Origin of the sequence: Pseudoxanthomonas sp. CF385, from assembly GCF_900104255.1 — a bacterium.
Lineage (GTDB): Bacteria > Pseudomonadota > Gammaproteobacteria > Xanthomonadales > Xanthomonadaceae > Pseudoxanthomonas_A.
In genome coordinates this window covers 998,541-1,019,988 of record NZ_FNKZ01000001.1, presented here as the reverse complement: position 1 = coordinate 1,019,988, position 21,448 = coordinate 998,541, and the positions used below count along the sequence as shown (strand labels likewise).

The window sequence follows — 21,448 nt, the reverse complement described above, 5'->3', positions numbered from 1 at the left end:
CTCAACCCTCCTCGGTGACCCGCAGCACTTCCTCGATCGTGGTCTCGCCGGCCAGCGCCTTCGCGATGCCGTCCTCGTACATCGTGCGCATGCCCGCCTCGCGCGCAAGCTGTTCGATCTCGCCCATGCCGGCATGCCGCATCACCGCGCGGCGGATCTCGTCGCTCATGACCAGGAATTCCATGATCGTGGTGCGGCCCAGGTAACCCGTCGGCGCCGCGGCCGATGCCCGCGGCCGGAACAGGAAGATCTCGCCCTCCGGCTGGAACCGGCGCAGGCCGAACTTCTCGATCTCCTCCGGCGACGCCGGATAGCGCTCGGCGTTGGACAACTCCAGCCGGCGCACCAGGCGCTGGGCGAGGATGCCGTTGACGGTGGAGGTCAGCAGATAGTCCTCCACGCCCATGTCGAGCAGGCGGGTGATGCCGCCGGACGCGTTGTTGGTGTGCAGCGTGGACAGCACCAGGTGGCCGGTCAGCGCGGACTGGATCGCGATCCGCGCGGTTTCCAGGTCGCGCATTTCGCCGATCATGATGATGTCCGGGTCCTGGCGCACGATGCTGCGCAGCGCGCTGGCGAAATCCAGCCCGATCTGCGGCTTGGCCTGGATCTGGTTGATGCCTTCGATCTGGTATTCGACCGGATCCTCGACGGTGATGATCTTCACGTCGCTGGTGTTGAGCTTGCTCAACGCGGTGTACAGCGTGGTCGTCTTGCCCGAACCGGTGGGGCCGGTGACCAGCAGGATGCCGTGCGGCTGCTCCAGCACCTTCTGGAACTGCGGCAGGAAGGCATCGGTGAAGCCCAATCGCTTGAAGTCGAAGACCACGGTCTCGCGATCGAGCAGGCGCATCACCACGCTCTCGCCGTGCGCGGTGGGCACGGTGGACACGCGCAGGTCGAGTTCCTTGCCCTGCACGCGCAGCATGATGCGGCCGTCCTGCGGCAGGCGGCGCTCGGCGATGTTGAGCTTGGCCATGATCTTCACGCGGCTGATCACGGCCGCGGTGAGGTTGGCCGGCGGGCTCTCGCCCTCTTCCAGCACGCCGTCGATGCGGTAACGCACCTTCAGCCGGTTCTCGAAGGGCTCGATGTGGATGTCCGAGGCGCGCAGTTCCACGGCGCGCTGGATCACCAGGTTGACCAGGCGGATGACCGGCGCCTCGGAGGCGAGGTCACGCAGGTGCTCGACGTCGTCCAGATCGGCGGTGGCGTCGCCGTCGGCATTCTCGACGATGGCGCCCATCGCGCTGCGGCCCTGGCCGTAGTACCGCTCGACCAGGTCGTCGATCTCCGAGCGGAGGGCCACGCGCGGGCGCACGCCGCGGCCGGTGGCCAGGCGGACGGCGTCCAGCGTGTAGGCGTCCTGCGGATCGGCCATCAGCACGTCCACGTGGTGCTCGCCCTCGCCCACCGGACAGACGTGGAACTGCTTGAGGAAGCGCTGCGACAGCACCACCGATTCCGGCGGCGCGTCCGGCGCATCCTTGGCGCTGACCAGCGGCAGGCCGAGCACGTCGGCGACGGTCTCGGCGTGGTCGCGTTCGGACACCAGGCCCAGCCGCGACAGCAGCGCGAGCAGGCTGCCACCGGTCTCTTCCTGCAACCGGCGCGCACGCACCAGGTCGGTTTCCTTCAGCCGCCCCCGGGCGAGCAGCGCCGCGACGATGCGCTCATCAGCGGAAAGCGAGGGGTCGGACACGGCTGCGTTCACGGGGGTTCCTAGAGCCTGTTGACGCTATCGGCCCGGACTGTATCAGGTGGCGCGTTCGGCCGGCGTGGCCCGCGTCGTCGCGGGCCACGGGTTCAACCCACCCACACCCGCGCGTTGCGGAACATGCGCAACCACGGCGAGTCGTCCGGCCACCCGGCCGGATGCCAGCTGTGGTTGGCACTGCGCGGCGTGCGTTCCGGATGCGGCATCAGGATGGTCGCGCGGCCGTCGTCGCTGGTAAGGCCGGTGATGCCGTCGGGCGAGCCGTTGGGGTTCTGCGGATACAGCGTGGCCACCTGGCCGTCGCCGTCCACGTAGCGCAACGCCACGCGCGCGGCGGCCTGGTCGACGGCGCCGTCGAACTGCGCGCGGCCCTCGCCGTGCGCCACCGCCACCGGGATGCGCGAACCGGCCATGCCGCGGAAGAACACCGACGGCGATTCCTGCACTTCCAGCAAGGCCACGCGCGCTTCGAACTGCTCGCTCTGGTTGCGCAGGAACGTCGGCCAGTGCTGCGCACCGGGGATGATGTCCTTCAACTGGCTCATCATCTGGCAGCCGTTGCAGACACCCAGCGAGAACGTGTCCGCGCGGGCGAAGAACGCCGCGAAGGCATCGCGCAGGTCGCTGCGCTCCAGGATCGACGTCGCCCAGCCGCGGCCCGCGCCCAGCACGTCGCCGTAGCTGAAGCCGCCGCAGGCGGCGAGGCCGCTGAAATCCGCCAGCGCCACGCGGCCTGCGATCAGGTCGCTCATGTGCACGTCGAACGCGTCGAAGCCGGCGCGCGTGAACGCGGAGGCCATCTCGATCTGGCCGTTGACGCCCTGCTCGCGCAGGATCGCCACCTTCGGGCGCTTGCCGGTGGCGATGAAAGGTGCGGCGATATCCTCGCCGGCATCGAACGACAGCTTCGGCTTCAGGCCGGTGCGACCGAACTGGCGCGCGACCTCGCGCTCCTGGTCCGCCGCGTCCGGGTTGTCGCGCAGCTTCTGCATGGCGTGGGTGACCGACCACCAGGCATCGAACAGCTCTTCCCAACGCCATTCGGCCAGCACGTCGCCTTCCTGCTGCACGCGCACCACGGCGGCCGTCGTCGGCCGCGCGATGCGCTGCGCGCACTCGGTCAACGCGTGGCGCTCGACCAGGTCGGCGAAGGCGGCGCGGTCTTCCGCGGCCACCTGCACGACGGCGCCGAGCTCTTCGGCGAACAGCGTGCGGAAGGGATCGTCGCCCCAGCCGTCCAGGTTGATGTCCAGGCCCACGTGCGAGGCGAACGCCATTTCGCACAACGCGGCGAAGGCGCCGCCGTCGCTGCGGTCGTGGTAGGCCAGCAGTACGCCGGCGTCGCGCGCATCGGCGATCAGGTGGAAGAAATCGCGCAGGCGCTGCGGATCGTCCAGATCGGGTACGCCCTCGCCGGCGAACGCCGGCCACGCGCCGTCACCGCCCGACTGCGGATGGACCTGCGCCAGCACCGAACCGCCGAGGCGCTTCTTGCCGGCGCCCAGGCCGATCAGCCACAGGTCGCTGTCCTCTTCACGCGCCAGCAGCGGCGTGAGTTGCTGGCGCACGTCGGTGACCGGCGCGAACGCACTGATGATCAGCGAGACCGGCGACACGGACTTCTGCGCCTCGCCATCGCTGTGCCATTGCGCCTGCATCGACAGCGAGTCCTTACCCACCGGGATGCTGATGTCCAGCTCGGGGCACAGCTCCATGCCCACGGCCTTCACCGCGTCGAACAGCAGCGCATCCTCACCGGCGTGGCCGCAGGCGGCCATCCAGTTGGCCGACAGTTTCACGCGATGCAGCGATTGCACCGGCGCCGCGCACAGGTTGGTGATCGCTTCGCCCACCGCCATGCGGGCCGCGGCCGCGGCGTCGAGCAGCGCCAGCGGCGTGCGTTCGCCGATGGCCATCGCTTCGCCCACGTAGCCTTCGTATCCGCTCAGCGTGATCGCGCAGTCGGCCACCGGCATCTGCCACGGACCGACCAGCTGGTCGCGCGCGGTCAGGCCGCCGACGCTGCGGTCGCCGATCGTGATCAGGAACTGCTTGGCCGCCACGGTCGGGTGCGCCAACACGCGTAGGCCGGCTTCATGTAGGTCCAGCGTGTCGGTCCGCAGCGCGGGCCACTTCGGCGGCGCCGGGTGCGCGGTGTCGCGGTGCATCTTCGGCGGCTTGCCGAACAGCACGTCCATCGGCAAATCGATGGGCGCATCCGCGGGGGTGTTGCCGGGCGTGGCGCCGTAGGCGACCACCAGGTGTTCTTCCTTCGTCGCCACGCCGACGGCGGCGAACGGGCAGCGCTCGCGCGCGCACAGCGCCGCGAACTCGGCCAGGCGCGCCTGCGGCACGCCCAGCACGTAGCGCTCCTGCGACTCGTTGCACCACAACTGCATCGGCGACAGCGAGGGGTCGTCGCTGGGCACCTTGCCCAGGTCGATCACGCCGCCGACGCCCGAGTCGTGCAGCAGTTCGGGGATCGCGTTGGACAGGCCGCCCGCGCCGACATCGTGGAACCACAGGATCGGATTGTCCTCGCCCATCGCCACGCAGCGGTCGATGACTTCCTGGCAGCGGCGCTCCATCTCCGGGTTGTCGCGCTGCACGCTGGCGAAATCCAGTTCCTCCGCGCTCTCGCCGGAGGCCACCGAACTGGCGGCGCCGCCGCCCAGCCCGATCAGCATCGCCGGACCGCCGAGCACGATCACCGCATCGCCGGCCGACAGCGTCTTCTTCTCCACCTGGATGCGGTCGATCGCGCCGAGCCCGCCGGCCAGCATGATCGGCTTGTCGTAGGCGCGGGTCAGGGCGTCGCCTTCCGGCAGTTCGAAACTGCGGAAGTAGCCCAGCAGGTTTGGCCGGCCGAATTCGTTGTTGAACGCCGCGCCGCCGAGCGGGCCGTCGAGCATGATCTCCAGCGCCGGCGCCATGCGCGGGTTCAGCGCGCGGGGCGCCTCCCACGGTTGCGGCAGCGTGGGGATGCGCAGGTGCGAGACCGAGAAGCCGGTCAGGCCGGCCTTGGGCTTGCCGCCGCGACCGGTAGCGCCCTCGTCGCGGATCTCGCCGCCGGCACCGGTGCTCGCGCCCGGGAACGGCGCGATCGCGGTGGGATGGTTATGGGTCTCGACCTTGATGCAGAACGCCGAATCGACCGTCGCTTCCAGGCGGTACTGGCCGCCGGCATCGGGCCGGAAGCGCGCCGACGCGTAGCCCTCGATCACGGCGGCGTTGTCGCTGTACGCGCTGAGCGTGTGCTCCGGCGTCTGCGCGTGGGTGTGTTTGATCATCCGGAACAGGGAACGGTCCTGCTCCTTGCCGTCGATGGTCCAGCTGGCGTTGAAGATCTTGTGGCGGCAGTGCTCCGAATTCGCCTGCGCGAACATCATCAGTTCGACGTCCGACGGATCGCGGCCGAGTTCGGTGTAGCGCGTGCGCAGGTAGTCGATCTCGTCCTCGGCCAGCGCCAGGCCGAGGCGCGCGTTGGCGGCCTCCAGCTGCGCCAGCGGGATGCGCTCCAGTGCGCCGCGCGCCGGCGCGGCGAAGAGCGCCTGCGCCTGTTCGCGGCTCGCGAGCAGGGATTGCGTCATCGGGTCGTGCAGCGCCTTGGCCAGTGCCGGCGAGCTGTCGTCCCAGCCTTCCAGGTCGATGCGCAGGCCGCGCTCGACGCGCTTGACCGGCTGGCCGGCGCCGCGCAGCAGCTCGGTGGCCTTGCTAGCCCAGGGCGACAGCGTGCCCAGGCGGGGCGTGACGAAGCGGGAGACGGTACCGGATGCCGACGGCGCATCCGCGTCATTGGCCTGCAGCACGCGGCGCAGGATGGCCGGATCGGGCGTGGCGCCGGGTTCGGCTTCGACGAAGTACACGTGCCAGGCGCCGCGGACGCGGACTTCGGGAACGAGGGACTGGAGCTTGGATTCGAGCCGCGCGCGGCGGAAATGCGACAAGGCCGATTGGCCTTCGAGGACGATCATGTCCGGGAACCGTGGGGGCGTGCCGTCAGGACGGGGCCCGCTATTGTAGCGAAGCCGGCGCGAGGCCGGCTTCCGGGGTTCACGGGGCGGCGCCGCCGGCCGCCGCCGGGGCCTTCTTGGCCGCCAGCTCGTCGAGCTTGGCCCGCAGGGCGGCCGGGGGCAAGTAGCCGCCCAGTTGGACGCCTTCGGTCGAGTAGATCGCCGGGGTGCCGCTGACGCCGATGCGCTGGCCCACGTCGAATTCCATCGTCACCGGGTTCTTGCAGTCGCGCGACGCGACCGGCTTGCCGGCCTTGGCGTCGGTCAGCGCGCGCTTGCGGTCGGGCGAGCACCACACCGAGATCATGTCCTTGTGGTCCTGGCTGCCCAGGCCCATGCGCGGGAAGGCGAGGTACTCGACCGCGATGCCCTGGCGGTTCAGCTCGCCGATCTCGCCGTGCAGCTTGCGGCAGTAGCCGCATTCGATGTCGGTGAAGACGGTGACCGTGTACTTCGCGTTCGGCGGTGCGAACACGATGCGCTCGGACTTCGGAATGGTGGCGATCAGCTTGCTGCGGTACCCGGCCAGCGCGGGGCTGTTCTGCATCAGGTCTTCCTGCTGCTCCAGGTCCAGCACGGCGCCCTGCATCAGATAGCGGCCGTCGTCGCTGACGTACAGCAGCTGCCCGCCGGCGATGACTTCGCGGAAACCGGGCAGCGGCGCGGCGCCGACGTATTCCACCTTCGCGCGCGGGTTGAGCTTGGCGATCGCGGCGCGGGCGCGGTCATCCGCCGAACCGCTGGCGGCCGAGGCGGCGGAGGCGGGCTTGGCCGCGGCAGGTTTGGCCGCGGCGGCATCCGGCTGCGGCGCCTGCGCACAGGCGGTCAGGCTGAGGGCACCCAGCAGGGCGGCGGTGATCAGGCGGGTCATCATGGGCATCCGGACAGCGGGCCACGTCGTGCGGCGAGGACCGGGATTCTGGCACAGCGGGCAACCGGGGCGGCTTAACCGTCCACAAGTGTGACCGGCTTCAAGCGCGTGGATGGTGCCGTCCATGCAGCTGCTTGAGGTGCTCGCGCGCCACCAGCGTGTAGATCTGGGTGGTCGACAGCGAGCTGTGCCCCAGCAGCAGTTGCAGGGCACGCAGATCGGCGCCGTGGTTCAGCAGGTGGGTGGCGAAACTGTGCCGAAGGCCATGCGGACTGATCCGGACCGGGTCGATGCCGGCGGTGCCCGCATGCCGCTTGACCAACGACCAGAAGCGCTGGCGCGTCGGCGGCTCGCCGTCCGCCTCCAGGAACAGCGACGGCAGGCTGCGTTTGCCGGCGAGCACCGGCCGCGCGCGGGCGAGGTAGGTCTCGAGCCAGTGCTGGGATTCTTCGCCCAGCGGGACCAGCCGTTCCTTGCTGCCCTTCCCGGTCACCCGCAGCACGCCCTGACGCAGGTTCACCGCGTTCGACGGCAGGTTGACCAGTTCGCTGACGCGCAGGCCCGCGGCGTACATCAGCTCCAGCATGGCGCGGTCGCGCAGGCCCAACGGCGCATCCGTGTCGGGCGCGGCCAGCAACGCGTCGATCTCGGTCTCGGACAGCGCCTTCGGCAACGAGCGCGGCAGGCGCGGCGGATCGAGCAGCGCGGTGGGGTCGTCGCGCCGCAGGCCCAGGCGCAACCGATGGGCGAAGAACGCGCGCAACGCCGACAGCAGGCGTGCGTTGCTGCGCGGCGAATAGCCTTCGCGCGTCCGCCACGCCAGGTAGTCGAACAGGCCGGCGCGGTCGCTCGCGGACAGGCCGCCCTCGCGTCCGTTGCGCCAGCGCGCGAAGCCCTCCAGATCGCGCCGGTAACTGTCCAGCGTGGGACGCGCCAGTCCGCTTTCGGCCCAGATCGCATCGAGGAAGGCGGCGATCGCGGCCGCGTCTTCCGTCGGCACGGGCGGTAACGCATGGGCCTGCTGGCGGCGTTCGGCGGGGGTGCGTGCAGTCATGCCGCAAGCTTAGGGCTTGAACGCTATCCTGTGCGGATGACCGATGCCGCTGCCGTTGCCGAAAAACCCCGCGCACTGATCGTGTGGCGCCTGCTGTCGCTGCTGTACGACGTGTGGCCTGTGCTGGCGATGTGGTTCGTCGTCGCCGTTCCGTTCGTGCTGGTCGACGTGGCCGCCAGCGGCAACGTCCGCCACAACGTCGAGCCCTTCAGCCTGTTGGCCTGGCTGGAATGGGGCAGCTGCTGGCTGGTCACCGGCCTCTATGCCGTGCTCAGCTGGCGGCGCGGCGGGCAGACGCTGGGCATGCGCCCGTGGCGCCTGAAAGTGGTGGCCGCCGACGGCACGGCGCCCACGCTGGGCGCCCTGTGGCGCCGGTTCGCGCTGGCGACCCTGTCGACGCTCGCGGGTGGCCTGGGATTCTGGTGGGGTTGGGTCGATCGCGACCGCCTGACCTTCCACGATCGCTTCAGCGGCACCCGCATGATCCGGCTGCCGAAGCGTCGCTGAGCCCGCGCGCTACCGGCTTCGTCGGCCGAACATGACCCACGAGATCGCCAGCAGCGCCAGCGGCGGGACCGCGTACGCGATGCGGTAGTCGAGGCGGAACGCGCCGGCCAGCCGCACGAACATCGTCTGCAGCGCCCAGAAGCCGACCGCGAACACGATGCCGAGGAACAGGCGCTTGCCCATGCCGCCGCTGCGCAGGCTGCCGAAGGCGAACGGGATCGCGGCCAAGCACAGCGCCAGCACGTTGAGCGGGTAGAACCACCGGCCCCAGTACTGGTCTTCGTAGTCGCGCGCGTCCAGGCCGTTGCGCTTGCGGTACTCGATGTTCTGGCTCAGCTCGTGGCTGGGCATGTTGCGCGCGCGCACCAGGCTGGACGACAGCACGGCCGCGTCCAGCTCCGATTCCCAGCGCTCGCCCAGTACCGTGGTCTGGGTGGCCGAACGCTCGTTGAAGGTGGTGCGGCGCACGTTCTTCAGCAGCCAGTAGCCGTCCAGGTGCTCGGCCGTGGCCGCGTGCGCGATCGACGCCAGGCGGCCGTCTTCGGCCAGCTCATACATGCGCACGTCGCGCAGCTGCAGCGCGACCTTGCCGCCGCCCTGGTCCTTCTCTTCGCCGCTCTGCGCGTACAGGAAGGTATTGCCTTCGCGCGCCCACAGGCCGGAATACCGGTCCATCGCCACGTTGCCGGTGCGGGCGCTCATCTTCAGCACGTCCGCCTGGCGTTGGCCCCAGGGGCCCAGGGTCTCGCCGCTGAACACCATCAGGGCGGTCAGGATGGCCAGGGCCGCGGCCACGGAGATGCTCAGCCGCCGGCGCGACAGGCCCAGCGCGCGCAGTGCGGTCAGTTCGGAACTCGCGGCCAATTGGCCCAGACCCATCAGCGAACCGATCACCGCCGCGGTCGGGAACATCGTGTAGGCGCGGCGCGGCACGGTGTACAGCACCCAGGCCACGGCATGGCCGAAGGTGTAGTTGCCCTGCCCTAGGTCGCTGACCTCGCCCGACAGCGCCATCACCACGTCCAGGCCCACCAGCACCGCCCAGGTCAGCAGCACCGTGACCAGGACGACCTGGCCGATGTAGATGTCGTGCAGGCGCGGGGTGAGCCTCATGCGCGCCTCCGCGGGCGGGAAAGCGTGCCGTCGCGCAGATACAACCAGATCGCGACCGCCAGCAGCGGCAGCGTCAGCCACCACAGGCCGACCAGGCCCGGCAGCTTGCCGTCGGCCAGCAGCTGGGTGCCGTTGAACATCAGGCTGACGCCGACCAGGTAAGCCAGGAAGCCCAGCATCACCCGCCCGTAACGGGCCTGGCGCGGCGAACTGCGCGACAGCGGCAGGGTCAGCAGGGCGAACGCCAGCGCCAGCAGCGGCGGCGTCAGGCGGGCATGGATCTGGGCATGGGCTTCCGGGCGCGGATCGGCCAGCAGCTGCGGGGTGGGCAGCAGTTCGGGATCGTCCTTGTCCAGCGTGTCGGCCCGGTCCGGCAGGGCGACTTCATTGGACCGGTAGCGGATCAGCCGGTAATCCAGGCCCGCGGCATCGGGTCCCTCGACGCGGAAACCGTCGTCCAGGCGCAGGTAGCGGTTGCGCTCGCCCTCGAAGAACATCTGCCCGGATTTGGCCGTCACCACGTCGATGCGGCCGTCCTTCGAGCGGTGCATGAACACCTTGCTCAGCCCGGTGCCGTCCGGCGACAGCGCGCTCACGTAGACGACGGCGCCGCTCGACAGCACCGTGAACTTGCCGGCATCCAGGCCGGAAACGACCAGGCTTCGGTTGGCGTGGTCCAGCATCGCGTGGGCCGTGCGCAGCGCCCATGGGCCCAGCCACAGCGAGCAGGCACCCACCAGGACGACGACGGGCACCACCAGCATCAGCAGCGGGCGCAGCAGCCGGCGCGGGCCGATGCCGGTCGCCGTCAGCACAGCCATCTCCGAATCCCGGTACAGGCGCGAGAACGCCAGCAGCAACCCCAGCATCAGCGCCAGCGGGATGATGTAGGGCATGTAGTTCAGGAATTGCAGGCCCAGCTGCGACAGCAGCAGGCGTGCCGGCACCTTGCCGTCGGCCACGTCGCCCAGCAGGTCCGCCATCACGCCGCCCACGCTGACCATCAGCAGGATGATCAGGGTGGCCAGGAAGCTCTGGGTGAATTCCCGGAAGAGGTAGCGGTCCAGCTTCGGCATCAGGGGGGCTTGATTTACAATCTCGGGCTTGTGCGCCGCGCCTGCGGCGGCGGTCTCTGCGGTCCGGGATGGCATCAGCCACCTTTCATCCGGCCCGCGATTGTACGTAACTGAACCGGGAATCTGATCAATGACGCTGGAATTCACCCTGAACCACGAAGCCCCCGCCCAGGCCGGCGTCGACTGCGTCGTGGTCGGCGCCTACGCCGACAAGAGCCTGACGCCGGCGGCCCAGGCCGTGGACGCGGCCAGCGGTGGCAAGCTCTCGGCCCTGGTCCAGCGCGGCGATGTCGGCGGCAAGACCGGCAAGACCACCCTGCTGCACGACCTGCCCGGCGTGACCGCGCCGCGCGTGCTGGTCGTGGGCCTGGGCGAGGCCGCCAAGTTCGGCGTCGCGCAGTATCTGAAGGCCGTGGGCGATGCCGCCCGCACCCTGAAGATCGGTCCGGTGAAGACCGCGCTGTTCACTCTGTCCGAAGTGGATGTGAAGGAGCATGATGCCGCGTGGAAGATCCGCCAGGCCGTCATCGCCGCGGACCACGCCTGCTACCGCTACACGGCCACGCTGGGCAAGAAGAAGAACGATGACCCGGGCCTGACCCAGTTCGCCGTCAGCGGCGACGATGCGCAGGCCCTCGCGCAGGGCGTGGCGATCGCCGCCGGCGTGCAGGTCACCCGCGAGCTGGGCAACCTGCCGCCGAACATCTGCAACCCGGTCTACCTGGCCGAGCAGGCCGAGAAGTACGCCGGCGAGACCGGCGCCGAGGCCGAGATCCTCGACGAAGCGCAGATGGACGCGCTCGGCATGGGCTCGCTGCTGGCGGTGGCTCGCGGCTCGGCCAATCGTCCGCGCCTGATCGTGCTGAAGTGGAACGGCGGCGGCGACGCCAAGCCGTACGTGCTGGTCGGCAAGGGCATCACCTTCGACACCGGCGGCGTCAACCTGAAGACCCAGGGCGGCATCGAGGAAATGAAGTACGACATGCTCGGCGCGGGCAGCGTCATCGGCACTTTCGTGGCCGCCGCGAAGATGAAGCTGCCGCTCAACCTGGTGGTCGTGGTGCCGGCGGTGGAGAACGCCATCGACGGCAACGCCTATCGTCCGTCCGACGTCATCACCAGCATGTCCGGCAAGACCATCGAAGTCGGCAACACCGATGCCGAGGGTCGCCTGATCCTGTGCGACGCCCTCACCTACGCCGAGCGCTTCAAGCCCGCCGCGCTGGTCGACGTGGCCACGTTGACCGGCGCGTGCATCGTCGCGCTGGGCCGCTACGCCAGCGGCCTGATGAGCAAGCACGACGACCTCAGCAGCGAACTGCTGGGCGCCGGCGAGACCGTGTTCGACCGCGCCTGGCGCCTGCCGCTGTGGGACGAGTATCAGACCCAGCTGGAATCCAGCTTCGCCGACGTCTACAACATCGGCGGCCGCTGGGCCGGCGCGATCACCGCCGGCTGCTTCCTCGCGCGCTTCACCGAAGGCCAGCGCTGGGCGCACCTGGACATCGCCGGCGTCTCCAACGACGAGGGCAAGCGCGGCATGGCCACCGGTCGCCCGGTCGGCCTGCTGAGCCAGTGGCTGCTGGACCGCGTCGCCTGATCGGCGACGCGTGCCCGACGCCATGGCCCGTGCCGACTTCTACCTGATCGCCAAGCCGCGCTTCCTCGAAGAACCGCTCAAGCTGGTCTGCGAGCTGGTCCGCAAGGCCTACGACAGCAACCAGTGGACGCTGGTGCTGGCGCGCGACGCCGCACAGGCCGAGGAACTGGATGAGTTGTTGTGGGAGTTCGATCCGGACGCCTACATCCCGCACCAGATCGCCGGCGACGAAGAGGACGAGCTGACGCCCGTGCTGATCGCCACGCCGGACGTCGATGTGCCGGCGCGCGCGCTGGTGATCAACCTGCGCGACGACGCCTTCGCCGGCGCGTGCGAGCGTGTGCTGGAAGTGGTGCCCGCCGACCCGTCCGCGCGCGAGCCGCTGCGCGAGCGCTGGAAGCAGTACAAGGCGCGCGGCTTTGAAGTGAACAAGCACGATATGTAGTGAATCGTCATTCCCGCGAAGGCGGGAACCCAGCGACGTTCAGCACTGCAGTACCTCAATCAATGACACTCCAAGACACTGGATTCCCGCCTTCGCGGGAACGACGAACAAGATGACCGACCTCGCCTCCAGCTACGACCCGAAATCCTTCGAATCCCGCCTGTACGCGCAGTGGGAAGCCGCCGGCTACTTCAAGCCCAGCGGCACGGGCCAGCCGTACACCGTGCTGCTGCCGCCGCCGAACGTCACCGGCACGCTTCACATGGGGCATGCGTTCCAGCACACGCTGATGGACGCGCTGGTGCGCTACCACCGCATGCGCGGCTACGACACGCTGTGGCAGATGGGTACCGACCACGCGGGCATCGCGACGGAAATGGTCGTCAGCCGCAACCTGGCGCAGGAAGGCAAGGGCGAGACCCGCGATTCGCTGGGGCGCGACGGCTTCATCGCCAAGGTGTGGGAATGGAAAGCGCAGTCCGGCGACACCATCGAGCGGCAGATGCGCCGCATGGGTGCGTCCGGCGACTGGTCGCGCAGCACCTTCACCATGGACGACGCCGCCTCGACCGCGGTCATCGAAGCCTTCGTGCGCTGGCACGAACAGGGCCTGATCTACCGCGGCCAGCGCCTGGTCAACTGGGACCCGGTACTGAAGACCGCGATCTCGGACCTGGAAGTGGAGAACGTCGAGGAAGACGGTTTCCTGTGGTCGATCGAGTACCCGCTGGCCGACGGCAGCGGCGCGCTGGTGGTCGCGACGACGCGTCCGGAAACCATGCTCGGCGACACCGCCGTGATGGTGCATCCGGAAGACGAGCGCTACGCGCACCTGATCGGCAAGGCGGTGAAGCTGCCGCTGACCGACCGCGAGATTCCCGTCATCGCCGACGATTACGTCGACCGCGAGTTCGGCACCGGCGTGGTCAAGGTCACGCCCGCGCACGACTTCAACGACTACCAGGTGGGCCTGCGCCACGATCTGCCCCTGATCAACCTGCTGACGCCGACCGCGGCAATCAACGAGAACGCGCCGGAGAAATACCGCGGCCTGGACCGCTACGAAGCGCGCAAGGTCGTGTTGGCGGATCTCGAGGACCTCGGCCTGCTGGTCGAGACCAAGCCGCACAAGCTGCAGGTGCCGCGCGGCGACCGCACCAACCAGGTGATCGAGCCTTACCTGACCGACCAGTGGTTTGTGAAGATGGACGGGCTGGCCAAGCGCGGCCTTGAGCTCGTGGAGTCGGGCGAAGTGAAGTTCGTCCCGCCGAACTGGATCAACACCTACCGCCATTGGATGGAGAACATCCAGGACTGGTGCATCAGCCGCCAGCTCTGGTGGGGCCACCGCATCCCGGCGTGGTTCGATGCCGATGGCACCTGCTACGTCGGTCGCGACGAAGCCGAGGCGCGCGCGAAGGCCGGCCTGTCCGCCGACGTCGTGCTCACGCAGGACAGCGACGTGCTGGAAACCTGGTTCTCCTCGCAGCTGTGGCCGTTCAGCACGATGGGCTGGCCGGACACGCAGGCGATGGCCGCGCGCGGCTTCGACCGCTACCTGCCGTCGTCGGTGCTGGTCACCGGCTTCGACATCATCTTCTTCTGGGTCGCGCGCATGGTGATGGCCACCGACAGCTTCGTCGGCCAGGTACCGTTCCGCGACGTCTACATGACCGGGCTGATCCGCGACAAGGACGGCCAGAAGATGTCCAAATCGAAGGGCAACGTGCTCGACCCGCTCGACATCATCGACGGCATCTCGCTGGAGGACCTGGTCGCCAAGCGCACCGGCGGCCTGATGCAGCCGAAGATGGCCGAGAAGATCGAGAAGGCCACGCGCAAGGAATTCCCCGACGGCATCGTGCCGCACGGCGCCGACGCGCTGCGCTTCACCATCGCCGCGCTGGCGACGCACGGCCGCGACATCAAGTTCGACATGGGCCGCGCCGAGGGCTACAAGAACTTCTGCAACAAGTTGTGGAACGCCACCCGCTTCGTGCTGATGAACACCGACGGCTTCACCGCCACCGGCGTACCGCAACCGACGACCGATGCGGAGAAGTGGATCCTGTCGCGTCTGGCCAAGGTCACCGCCGAGGCCGAGACGCAGTTCGCCGGTTACCGCTTCGACCTGCTGTCGCAGGCGCTGTACGAGTTCGCGTGGAACGAGTTCTGCGACTGGTTCGTCGAACTGGCCAAGCCCGCGCTCAACGGCACCGACGCCGCGGCCGCCGCCAGCACGCGCCACACCCTGCTGTACGTGCTGGAGTCGCTGCTGCGCCTGCTGCACCCGCTGACCCCGTTCGTCACTGAGGAACTGTGGCAGCAGGTCGCGCCGAAGCTGGGCCTCGAGGGCGGCACCATCTCGCTGCGACCCTACCCCGCCGCTGCCGACGTTGCGGGTCATGACTTCGCGCAGGCCGACGCCGACGTGGAGTGGCTGAAGACGATGGTCTCCACGCTGCGTCGCGTGCGCAGCGAGCTCAACGTCTCGCCGGGCAAGACGGTCCGCCTGCTGTTGCAGGACGGCACCGACAACGACCGCGTCCGCATCGCGCGCTTCTCGCCGTCGCTGTCGTTCCTGCTGAAGCTGGACGAGATCGCGTGGCTCGACGCCGGCGCCGAAGCGCCCGCCTCCGCCGCAGCGGTGGTCGGCGAGCTGAAACTGCTGGTCCCGCTGGAGGGCCTGGTCGATCTGGACGCCGAGCGCGCACGCCTGGACAAGGAGATCGCGCGCGTGGCCGGCGAGAAGGACAAGAGCGAAGCCAAGCTGGCCAAGTTCACCGACAAGGTGCCCGCCGCGGTGGTCGAGCAGGAGCGCCAGCGCCTGGTCGAATGGAGCCACCAGCTCGCCGCCCTGCACGGCCAGCGCGCGAAGCTCTGAGGCTCACGTCATCCCGGCCCCGTAGCGTCGAGCTTGCTCGACTCCGCGCAAGCGGCACCGTTGATCGACTGACCGGAAAGAAGCGGAGCAAGCTCCGCTCTACAGCGGAGGCATCGTGGTGATGTCGTCGGCGACCAGTTCGATCGCCATCACCAACGCGTCCTCGCGGCCGTCGCGGGCCGGGTAATAACGCGGGCGGCGGCCGATCTCGTTGAAGCCTTCACTGTGGTACAGCGCGATCGCACCCGGGTTGGACGGACGCACTTCCAGGAACACACGCTGCGCTCTCAGGTCGCGGGCGATCTTCACCAGTGCACGCAGCAGGTAGCGGCCCAGCCCGCGCCCCTGGCGCTCCGGCGCGATGCAGATGTTCAGCACGTGCGCTTCGTCGGCGGCGATGCTCAACAGACCGTAGCCGATCACCAAGCCGTGTTCGGTGAGCACCCACGAGGGATAGCCGGCCTTCAGGCAGTCGCGGAAGATGCCGCGTGTCCACGGGAAGGGATAGCCCCGCTGCTCGATCGCCAGCACGGCATCCAGGTCGGCCTCGCGCATCGGCCGCAGGCTGGGGGCGGACGCGGGCGAAGCCTCGACGCCCAGCGCGCTCACGCCGGCGCACTCCGACGCAGGCGGCGCAAGGTGGGCCACAGCGCACGCTTGGCCGCGGGATTCCCGCGCAACTCGGCCGAACTGGGCCACTGCGCGAACAGCTCAGCCGCACCGGGCGCGTTCGGATTGCATCCCGACGCGCGGATCAGGGCGAAATGCAAGCGATCCGGCAGCCGCGCACCCGGGGCACGCGGTGCCGGTGCGGACCGCGCGGGGGTGGGACGATCTTCAGCTTCGCGTACCGGCGGACGGCTGCGTGGTGCGGGAGAGGGGGATTCGCGTTCGATCCGTTCGACGCGCGCCGTCGACGCGTCCGCGACCGGTGTCGGCGCACCGGCCTCGGTCGGCCAGTCCGCGGGCAGGTACACCGTGTGGCCGAGCGCGCCGAGCCAGCCCTGCTGCTCGGCCGACCACAAACGGTCCGCCGCCAGCGTCATGCGGCGCCGTCCCGCGTGCGGCGCGTCCGCTGCCACAGCCAATGGGCAGGCCCGGACAACGCATAGACCACGCCCACCGCGAACAGCGTGCGCGGCAGATCGATGAACAGGATCGCGAGCGCCAGCGGCACCAGGGCGAGCACGACGAACGGGATGCGGTCGGCCTTGGCACCGCCCTCGCCCGTGCCCTTGAAGCTCCAGAAGCGGATCCGGCTGACCATCAACAACGCCGCCACCAGCGTGACCGCCAGCGCCACGTAGCGCAGTTCTTCGCCGGTCCAGCCCAGCTCGCCGTCGGCGAAGGCCCAGACGAAGGACATCATCAGCCCGGCCGCCGCCGGGCTGGCCAGGCCGATGAACCAGCGCTTGTCCACCGTGCCGACCTGGGTGTTGAAGCGCGCCAGCCGCAGTGCCGCGCAGGCCGCGTAGAGGAACGCCACCACCCAGCCGACCCGCCCCATCACGCCGCCGTCGAATTTCAGCGCGGACAGCGACCAGTGGTACATCACCAGCGCCGGCGCCAGGCCGAAGCTGACCAGATCGGCCAGCGAGTCGTACTGCACGCCGAAGTCGCTGCTGGTGCCGGTCAGGCGCGCCACACGGCCGTCGATGCCGTCCATCAAGCCCGCGACGAACACGGCGATGGCCGCATTGACGAACTGGCCGTTGGCGGCGGCGATGATCGCGAAGAACCCGGCGAACAGGCCCGCGGTGGTGAACAGGTTGGGCAACAGGTAGATCCCGCGGGAGCGCGGGGGCGGTTTGATTTCGTTCATGGGTCGCAGTTTAGCCCAACGATTCCGCCTCCCGGCTTGCCTGCGCGCGCTTGGGGTGCTGCAATCGCGGTTCCCCGGTCCCGGAGCCTGCCATGCGCCTCGCCCCCTGCCTCGCCGCGCTGGCGCTGTGCCTCACCGTCGCCACCACCGCACAGGCCCAGCAGGTCTATCAGTGGAAGGACAAGAACGGGGTCACCCACTACTCCGACAGTCCCCCGCCGAATCAGGCGACCCAGAACCGGCGCATCAACCAGTACGGCGCTGCGACGGCGGACACGCAGCCCGTCGGCAAGTCCGTCGAGAACCCGCAGTGCCTGACCGCCCGCTCGAACCTGCAGATCCTGACCAACAGCAAGGGCGCGGTCCGGCAGGATACGGATGGCGACGGCAAGCCCGACACGACCCTCGATGACACCGCCCGCGCCAACCAGCGCGGCCTCGCCGAAGCGGCCGTGAAGGCCTATTGCACTCCCGCCGGCCCCTGATCCGGTAGATGCGTGCGTGGCTGGCCATCGCGGCAGGCCTCGGGATAGGCGTCGGCATCGCCTGGTGGCTTTCGAAAGACGGACCCGACGCCGGCAACGAGCGGCGTGAGGCGCGTCGGACGTCCACTCCCGTCGACACCCGGCCATCGCTGTACCGCTGGCGCGACGACGCCGGCGTGCTCCAGATCACCGAGAAGCCGCCCAGGCACCGGCCCTTCGAGCGCATCGACCGCGAGACCGCGGCAGGCATCCGGGTAAGCGGCGAGCCTGCGGACACGGAGCGATAACGCCCCGCGCGCGGCCAAGGCTGGCAAAATAGGCGATTCATCCCCTGAACGCCGATGCCGATGCGCCTGTCGCAGTTCCACCTCCGCACCACCAAGGAAACCCCGGCCGACGCCGAGCTGGTCAGCCACCAGCTGATGCTGCGCGCCGGCATGATCCGCAAACTGGCCGCCGGCCTGTACACCTGGTCGCCGCTGGGCCTGCGCGTGCTGCGCAAGGTGGAGACCGTCGTGCGCGAGGAAATGGACCGCGCAGGCGCGATCGAGATGATCATGCCGACCATCCAGCCCCGCGAGCTGTGGGAAGAGACCGGGCGCTGGGAGAAGTTCGGCGGGCAGCTGCTGAAGATCACCGACCGCAAGGAGCAGCATTTCTGCTACAGCCCGACGGCCGAGGAAGCGGTCACCGACTTCGCGCGCCAGGAGCTGTCCAGCTACAAGCAGCTGCCGGTCAACTTCTACCAGATCCAGACGAAGTTCCGCGACGAGATCCGCCCGCGCTTCGGCGTGATGCGGGCGCGCGAGTTCGTGATGAAGGACGCCTACTCCTTCCACATCACGGACGAGGACCTGGGGCGCGAATACCGCAACATGCATGCGGCCTACACGCGCATCTTCACCCGCCTGGGCCTGGACTTCCGTGCCGTGCAGGCGGACAGCGGCGCCATCGGTGGCGACGCCTCGCAGGAATTCCACGTGCTGGCGGACTCCGGCGAAGACTCCATCGCGTTCTCCACCGGTTCGGACTACGCGGCGAACGTCGAGAAGGCCCAGGCCGCCGCGCCGGGCCCGCGTGCCGCCGCATCGGAAACGATGAACAAGGTGGCCACGCCCACGCAGAAGACCTGCGAGGACGTCGCCGCGCTGCTCAGCATCCCGTTGCAGCGTACGGTGAAGTCGATCGCGGTGATGACGGAGGGCGGTTTCGTGCTGGCGCTGGTGCGCGGCGACCACGCCGTCAACGAGATCAAGCTGGGCAAGGTTGCCGGCCTGGCCGACTACCGCATGGCCAGCGAGGCGGAAATCGCCGCCCACCTCGGCAGCGAGCCGGGCTTCCTCGGCCCGGTGAAGCCGCGCGACGCCATCCGCGTGGTGGCCGACCGCGACGTCGCCGCGATGGCGGACTTCGTCGTCGGTGCCAACGAGGCCGGCTACCACCTGACCGGCGTCAACTGGGGCCGCGACCTGCAGGAGCCCGAGACCGTGGCCGACATCCGCAACGTGGTGGAAGGCGACAAGGCGGCCGACGGCGGCGAGATCCGCCTCGTCCGCGGTATCGAGGTCGGCCACGTGTTCCAGCTCGGCCGCAAGTACAGCGAAGCCATGAAGTTCACCGTGCTGGACGACAGCGGCAAGGCCGCCGCGCCGGCGATGGGCTGCTACGGCATCGGCGTGTCGCGCATCGTCGCCGCCGCCATCGAGCAGAACCACGATGCCAACGGCATCATCTGGCCCGTGCCGATGGCGCCCTGGGAAGTGGCGGTCTGCGTGATCAACCCGAAGAACGATGCCGCGGTAAACGCGGCGGCCGAGCAGTTGCTGGCGGACCTGCAGGCGGCCGGCATCGAAGCGGTGCTCGACGACCGTGGCCTTCGTCCGGGCGCGATGTTCGCGGACATCGAGCTGGTCGGCATTCCCCACCGCGTGGTGGTGTCCGAGCGCGGCCTCGCGGCTGGCACGTTCGAGTACCGCGCACGCCGTGAGACCGAAGCGGAAAACATCGGACGCGACGCACTGCTGGCGCGCGTGCGCGCCTGAAGATCGGGCGCGGCGCGGTTTGTGCCGCGCTCGCCCGCTCGCTTATGATCGGGCGACTGCCATGGACGGGCCTTCCCTTCCCGACTGGAGATAGTTGATGTCGATCGACCTGCGTAACCTGTCCGCCAAGGAACTTGGCGCCCTGATCGCGAAGGCCAAGGAACAGCAGACCAAGCTGGCCAAGCGCACGCCCATCGCCACCGTGCGCGGCAAGATCACCAAGTTCGCGAAGGCCGAGGGCTACACGGTGGAGGAGCTGTTCGGTACCGCCGGACGCAGCGCGCCGAAGACGGCCGCCAAGCCCGCGGTCTCGCGTGCCGGCCGCAAGCTGGGCAAGGTGGCGCCGAAGTATCGCAACCCGGCCAACCCCAAGGAAACCTGGACCGGCCGTGGCAAGCATCCGCGCTGGATGGCCGCGCTGATCACCAAGGGCAAGAAGGCCGAAGACTTCCTCATCAAGAAGAAGTAAGCCGTTTCGGAAGCGAATACGAACGGGAGGCCTGGCCTCCCGTTCTTCGTTTGCGCAGGCTTCAGAGATTCTTGCGCGAGGAGATCAGCAGGTTGCCGAACAGCAGGCCCGCGATCAGTGCCATCACCACGTTGGTGACGGCCAGCAGCGCCGACTGGCCCACGCCGACGTCCTGCTGCTGCACCAGCGTCAGCAGGCCGCGCAGGCTGGTGCTGCCGGGCACCAGCATCAGGATGCCCGGCACGCGGATCAGCGCACCAGGCCGGTTGGCCCAGCGTGCGAAGGCGTTGCCGGCCGCGGTCAGCGTCAACGCCGACAGGAAGATGCCGACCGGGCTTCCCCACGCCGCACCCGCGTAACGCGAGATGCTGTAGCCGGCGATCGCGGCCGCCATCACCCAGAAGTAGTCGCGCCGGTGCGCCTTGAACAGCACCGCGAACGCGTAGGCCGCCACCACCATCGCGCCCCACTCCACCCACTCCGGCTGCGGCCGCGAGGCACGCACCTCCGGATACAGGCCCAGCAGCTGGGCCAGGGTCACCGCGATCATGCTGCCCACGGCGAGCTTCAGCACGGTCGCCAGCGCGCCCGCGAAACGCGCCACGCCGGAGACCAGGTGCTGGCTGGTGAGCTCGTTCACCGCGTTGGTCAGCGCCATGCCGGGCAACAGCACGATCAGCGACGCGATGATCACCGTGTTGAGGTTCAACGGGCCGATGAAATTCGCCACGAGGATCGCGACGAAGCCCGCCACCAGCGCGGAGATCGCGTCGCTGGCTTCCTTCATCTGCGGCCGGCGCGCGATCAGTTCGCCCAGCACGCCGATGATCACGCCGATGAGGCCGGCGGTCGCCATGTCCAGCCACGGCAGGCGCCACAGGCCGGCGACGGCGGCCGCCGCCAGGCCGGAGGCGAATATCTGCATCGCGCGCCAGCGGACGCCGGGCGTCCGGTCCAGCGCGCGCAGCGCGGTATGGCCCTGGGCGATGCTCATCTCGCCCGCCGACACGGCGTCGGCGATGCGGTCGGCTTCGCTCAGCTTGTGCAGGTCGGTCTCGCCGGGCGCGAGCCGGATCACCCGCGTGCTGTCGCTGGCGCCGAGCGGCCTCACCGGATCGCTGAAGCTCAGGATCAGGCCGGTGGGATTGGACCAGGGTTCGCAATCCAGGCCCAGGCGCTGGGACAGGCCGACGACCGCGCCTTCCAGCCGCTGCGCGGTGGTGCCGTAGCTGTGCAGCCGGCCGGCGATCTCGCACACGAAGGCGATGCGCTGGGCGTAGGTGGCGGTCGTGAGCGTCTCGTCGGGCATCGCCACAGTATCGCCGAAGCCGCGGGCCGACGCCTTCATCG

General features: G+C 69.3%; 17 protein-coding genes and 1 pseudogene. 8 read left to right on the top strand and 10 right to left on the bottom strand.

From position 1 onward, the window contains the following. Nucleotide 1: 1 nt before the first annotated feature. The 4 genes from gspE to xerD all read right to left on the bottom strand — a co-directional run bounded on the left by gspE (nt 2) and on the right by xerD (nt 7,655). Nucleotides 2-1,714, bottom strand: a complete 1,713-nt coding sequence (gene gspE, locus BLT45_RS04460; RefSeq protein ID WP_093295686.1) for a type II secretion system ATPase GspE — start codon at nt 1,712-1,714, stop codon at nt 2-4. 92 nt (nt 1,715-1,806) lie between these two features. Beyond that, on the bottom strand, nt 1,807-5,691 hold the full coding sequence (gene purL, locus BLT45_RS04455; RefSeq protein WP_093295683.1) for a phosphoribosylformylglycinamidine synthase: 3,885 nt from the start codon (nt 5,689-5,691) through the stop codon (nt 1,807-1,809). A gap of 79 nt (nt 5,692-5,770) precedes the next feature. Next, on the bottom strand, nt 5,771-6,601 hold the full coding sequence (locus tag BLT45_RS04450) for a DsbC family protein (RefSeq protein WP_093298509.1): 831 nt from the start codon (nt 6,599-6,601) through the stop codon (nt 5,771-5,773). A gap of 100 nt (nt 6,602-6,701) precedes the next feature. Further along, nucleotides 6,702-7,655: a site-specific tyrosine recombinase XerD gene (gene xerD, locus BLT45_RS04445; RefSeq protein WP_093295680.1), complete on the bottom strand. Its 954-nt coding sequence runs from the start codon at nt 7,653-7,655 to the stop codon at nt 6,702-6,704. Between the two features lie 36 nt (nt 7,656-7,691). Between xerD and BLT45_RS04440 the strand changes: the two genes are divergently transcribed. Next, nucleotides 7,692-8,162, top strand: a complete 471-nt coding sequence (locus tag BLT45_RS04440; RefSeq protein ID WP_093295678.1) for an RDD family protein — start codon at nt 7,692-7,694, stop codon at nt 8,160-8,162. Nucleotides 8,163-8,171: 9 nt separating this feature from the next. Here BLT45_RS04440 and lptG read toward each other — a convergent pair whose 3' ends face one another. Together lptG and lptF are read right to left on the bottom strand one after the other, a co-directional pair. Beyond that, a complete protein-coding gene (lptG, locus tag BLT45_RS04435) occupies nt 8,172-9,275 on the bottom strand; it encodes an LPS export ABC transporter permease LptG (protein WP_093295675.1) in 1,104 nt (367 codons plus the stop codon). Then, nucleotides 9,272-10,351, bottom strand: coding sequence for an LPS export ABC transporter permease LptF (lptF, locus tag BLT45_RS04430; RefSeq protein ID WP_093295672.1), 1,080 nt, complete (start codon nt 10,349-10,351; stop codon nt 9,272-9,274). Before lptF ends, lptG begins: the two co-directional genes overlap by 4 nt. Before the next feature lie 130 nt (nt 10,352-10,481). Here lptF and BLT45_RS04425 point away from each other — a divergent pair, with 130 nt between their 5' ends. From BLT45_RS04425 to BLT45_RS04415, 3 genes are all read left to right on the top strand, one after another. After that, entirely contained in the window at nt 10,482-11,951 is a 1,470-nt protein-coding gene (locus BLT45_RS04425; protein WP_093295669.1) for a leucyl aminopeptidase, read from the top strand. A gap of 22 nt (nt 11,952-11,973) precedes the next feature. Beyond that, entirely contained in the window at nt 11,974-12,396 is a 423-nt protein-coding gene (locus BLT45_RS04420) for a DNA polymerase III subunit chi (protein WP_093295667.1), read from the top strand. A 112-nt stretch (nt 12,397-12,508) separates the two neighbouring features. After that, on the top strand, nt 12,509-15,280 hold the full coding sequence (locus BLT45_RS04415; protein ID WP_093295665.1) for a valine--tRNA ligase: 2,772 nt from the start codon (nt 12,509-12,511) through the stop codon (nt 15,278-15,280). Nucleotides 15,281-15,379: 99 nt separating this feature from the next. Here the strand turns inward: BLT45_RS04415 and rimI are convergent, their stop codons facing one another. The 3 genes from rimI to pssA are packed head-to-tail and all read right to left on the bottom strand — an operon-like array spanning nt 15,380 to nt 17,102. Continuing rightward, nucleotides 15,380-15,835, bottom strand: a complete 456-nt coding sequence (gene rimI / locus BLT45_RS04410; RefSeq protein ID WP_093298506.1) for a ribosomal protein S18-alanine N-acetyltransferase — start codon at nt 15,833-15,835, stop codon at nt 15,380-15,382. A gap of 50 nt (nt 15,836-15,885) precedes the next feature. Further along, entirely contained in the window at nt 15,886-16,326 is a 441-nt protein-coding gene (locus tag BLT45_RS04405) for a hypothetical protein (RefSeq protein ID WP_093298503.1), read from the bottom strand. Then, complete coding sequence (pssA, locus tag BLT45_RS04400; RefSeq protein WP_093295663.1) at nt 16,323-17,102, bottom strand: CDP-diacylglycerol--serine O-phosphatidyltransferase; 780 nt, start codon at nt 17,100-17,102, stop codon at nt 16,323-16,325. Before pssA ends, BLT45_RS04405 begins: the two co-directional genes overlap by 4 nt. A 92-nt stretch (nt 17,103-17,194) precedes the next feature. On the opposite strand from pssA, the gene BLT45_RS04395 reads away from it, so the two are divergent. The 4 genes and pseudogenes from BLT45_RS04395 to BLT45_RS04380 form a co-directional block, all read left to right on the top strand. Continuing rightward, nucleotides 17,195-17,587 (top strand): DUF4124 domain-containing protein, encoded by a 393-nt coding sequence (locus tag BLT45_RS04395; protein ID WP_093295660.1) that lies wholly within the window; start codon nt 17,195-17,197, stop codon nt 17,585-17,587. An 8-nt stretch (nt 17,588-17,595) separates the two neighbouring features. After that, a complete protein-coding gene (locus tag BLT45_RS04390) occupies nt 17,596-17,874 on the top strand; it encodes a hypothetical protein (protein ID WP_093295658.1) in 279 nt (92 codons plus the stop codon). Between the two features lie 60 nt (nt 17,875-17,934). Then, on the top strand, nt 17,935-19,629 hold the full coding sequence (locus tag BLT45_RS04385; protein WP_093298500.1) for a proline--tRNA ligase: 1,695 nt from the start codon (nt 17,935-17,937) through the stop codon (nt 19,627-19,629). 97 nt (nt 19,630-19,726) lie between these two features. After that, nucleotides 19,727-20,092 (top strand): annotated as a pseudogene (locus BLT45_RS04380) (H-NS histone family protein); the annotation flags it as partial. Nucleotides 20,093-20,159: 67 nt separating this feature from the next. On the opposite strand, the gene BLT45_RS04375 reads toward BLT45_RS04380, so the two are convergent. Beyond that, nucleotides 20,160-21,407, bottom strand: a complete 1,248-nt coding sequence (locus BLT45_RS04375) for a threonine/serine exporter family protein (RefSeq protein WP_093298497.1) — start codon at nt 21,405-21,407, stop codon at nt 20,160-20,162. Nucleotides 21,408-21,448 lie beyond the last annotated feature (41 nt).

What these genes read in the sequence shown, in the direction of transcription:
- purL (WP_093295683.1), bottom strand. Translation starts at nt 5,691, where the DNA reads ATGATCGTCCTCGAAGGCCAATCGGCCTTGTCGCATTTCCGCCGCGCG.
- BLT45_RS04450 (WP_093298509.1), bottom strand. Translation starts at nt 6,601, where the DNA reads ATGACCCGCCTGATCACCGCCGCCCTGCTGGGTGCCCTCAGCCTGACC.
- xerD (WP_093295680.1), bottom strand. Translation starts at nt 7,655, where the DNA reads ATGACTGCACGCACCCCCGCCGAACGCCGCCAGCAGGCCCATGCGTTA.
- BLT45_RS04440 (WP_093295678.1), top strand. Translation starts at nt 7,692, where the DNA reads ATGACCGATGCCGCTGCCGTTGCCGAAAAACCCCGCGCACTGATCGTG.
- lptG (WP_093295675.1), bottom strand. Translation starts at nt 9,275, where the DNA reads ATGAGGCTCACCCCGCGCCTGCACGACATCTACATCGGCCAGGTCGTC.
- lptF (WP_093295672.1), bottom strand. Translation starts at nt 10,351, where the DNA reads ATGCCGAAGCTGGACCGCTACCTCTTCCGGGAATTCACCCAGAGCTTC.
- BLT45_RS04425 (WP_093295669.1), top strand. Translation starts at nt 10,482, where the DNA reads ATGACGCTGGAATTCACCCTGAACCACGAAGCCCCCGCCCAGGCCGGC.
- BLT45_RS04420 (WP_093295667.1), top strand. Translation starts at nt 11,974, where the DNA reads ATGGCCCGTGCCGACTTCTACCTGATCGCCAAGCCGCGCTTCCTCGAA.
- BLT45_RS04415 (WP_093295665.1), top strand. Translation starts at nt 12,509, where the DNA reads ATGACCGACCTCGCCTCCAGCTACGACCCGAAATCCTTCGAATCCCGC.
- rimI (WP_093298506.1), bottom strand. Translation starts at nt 15,835, where the DNA reads ATGCGCGAGGCCGACCTGGATGCCGTGCTGGCGATCGAGCAGCGGGGC.
- BLT45_RS04405 (WP_093298503.1), bottom strand. Translation starts at nt 16,326, where the DNA reads ATGACGCTGGCGGCGGACCGTTTGTGGTCGGCCGAGCAGCAGGGCTGG.
- pssA (WP_093295663.1), bottom strand. Translation starts at nt 17,102, where the DNA reads ATGAACGAAATCAAACCGCCCCCGCGCTCCCGCGGGATCTACCTGTTG.
- BLT45_RS04395 (WP_093295660.1), top strand. Translation starts at nt 17,195, where the DNA reads ATGCGCCTCGCCCCCTGCCTCGCCGCGCTGGCGCTGTGCCTCACCGTC.
- BLT45_RS04390 (WP_093295658.1), top strand. Translation starts at nt 17,596, where the DNA reads ATGCGTGCGTGGCTGGCCATCGCGGCAGGCCTCGGGATAGGCGTCGGC.
- BLT45_RS04385 (WP_093298500.1), top strand. Translation starts at nt 17,935, where the DNA reads ATGCGCCTGTCGCAGTTCCACCTCCGCACCACCAAGGAAACCCCGGCC.
- BLT45_RS04375 (WP_093298497.1), bottom strand. Translation starts at nt 21,407, where the DNA reads ATGCCCGACGAGACGCTCACGACCGCCACCTACGCCCAGCGCATCGCC.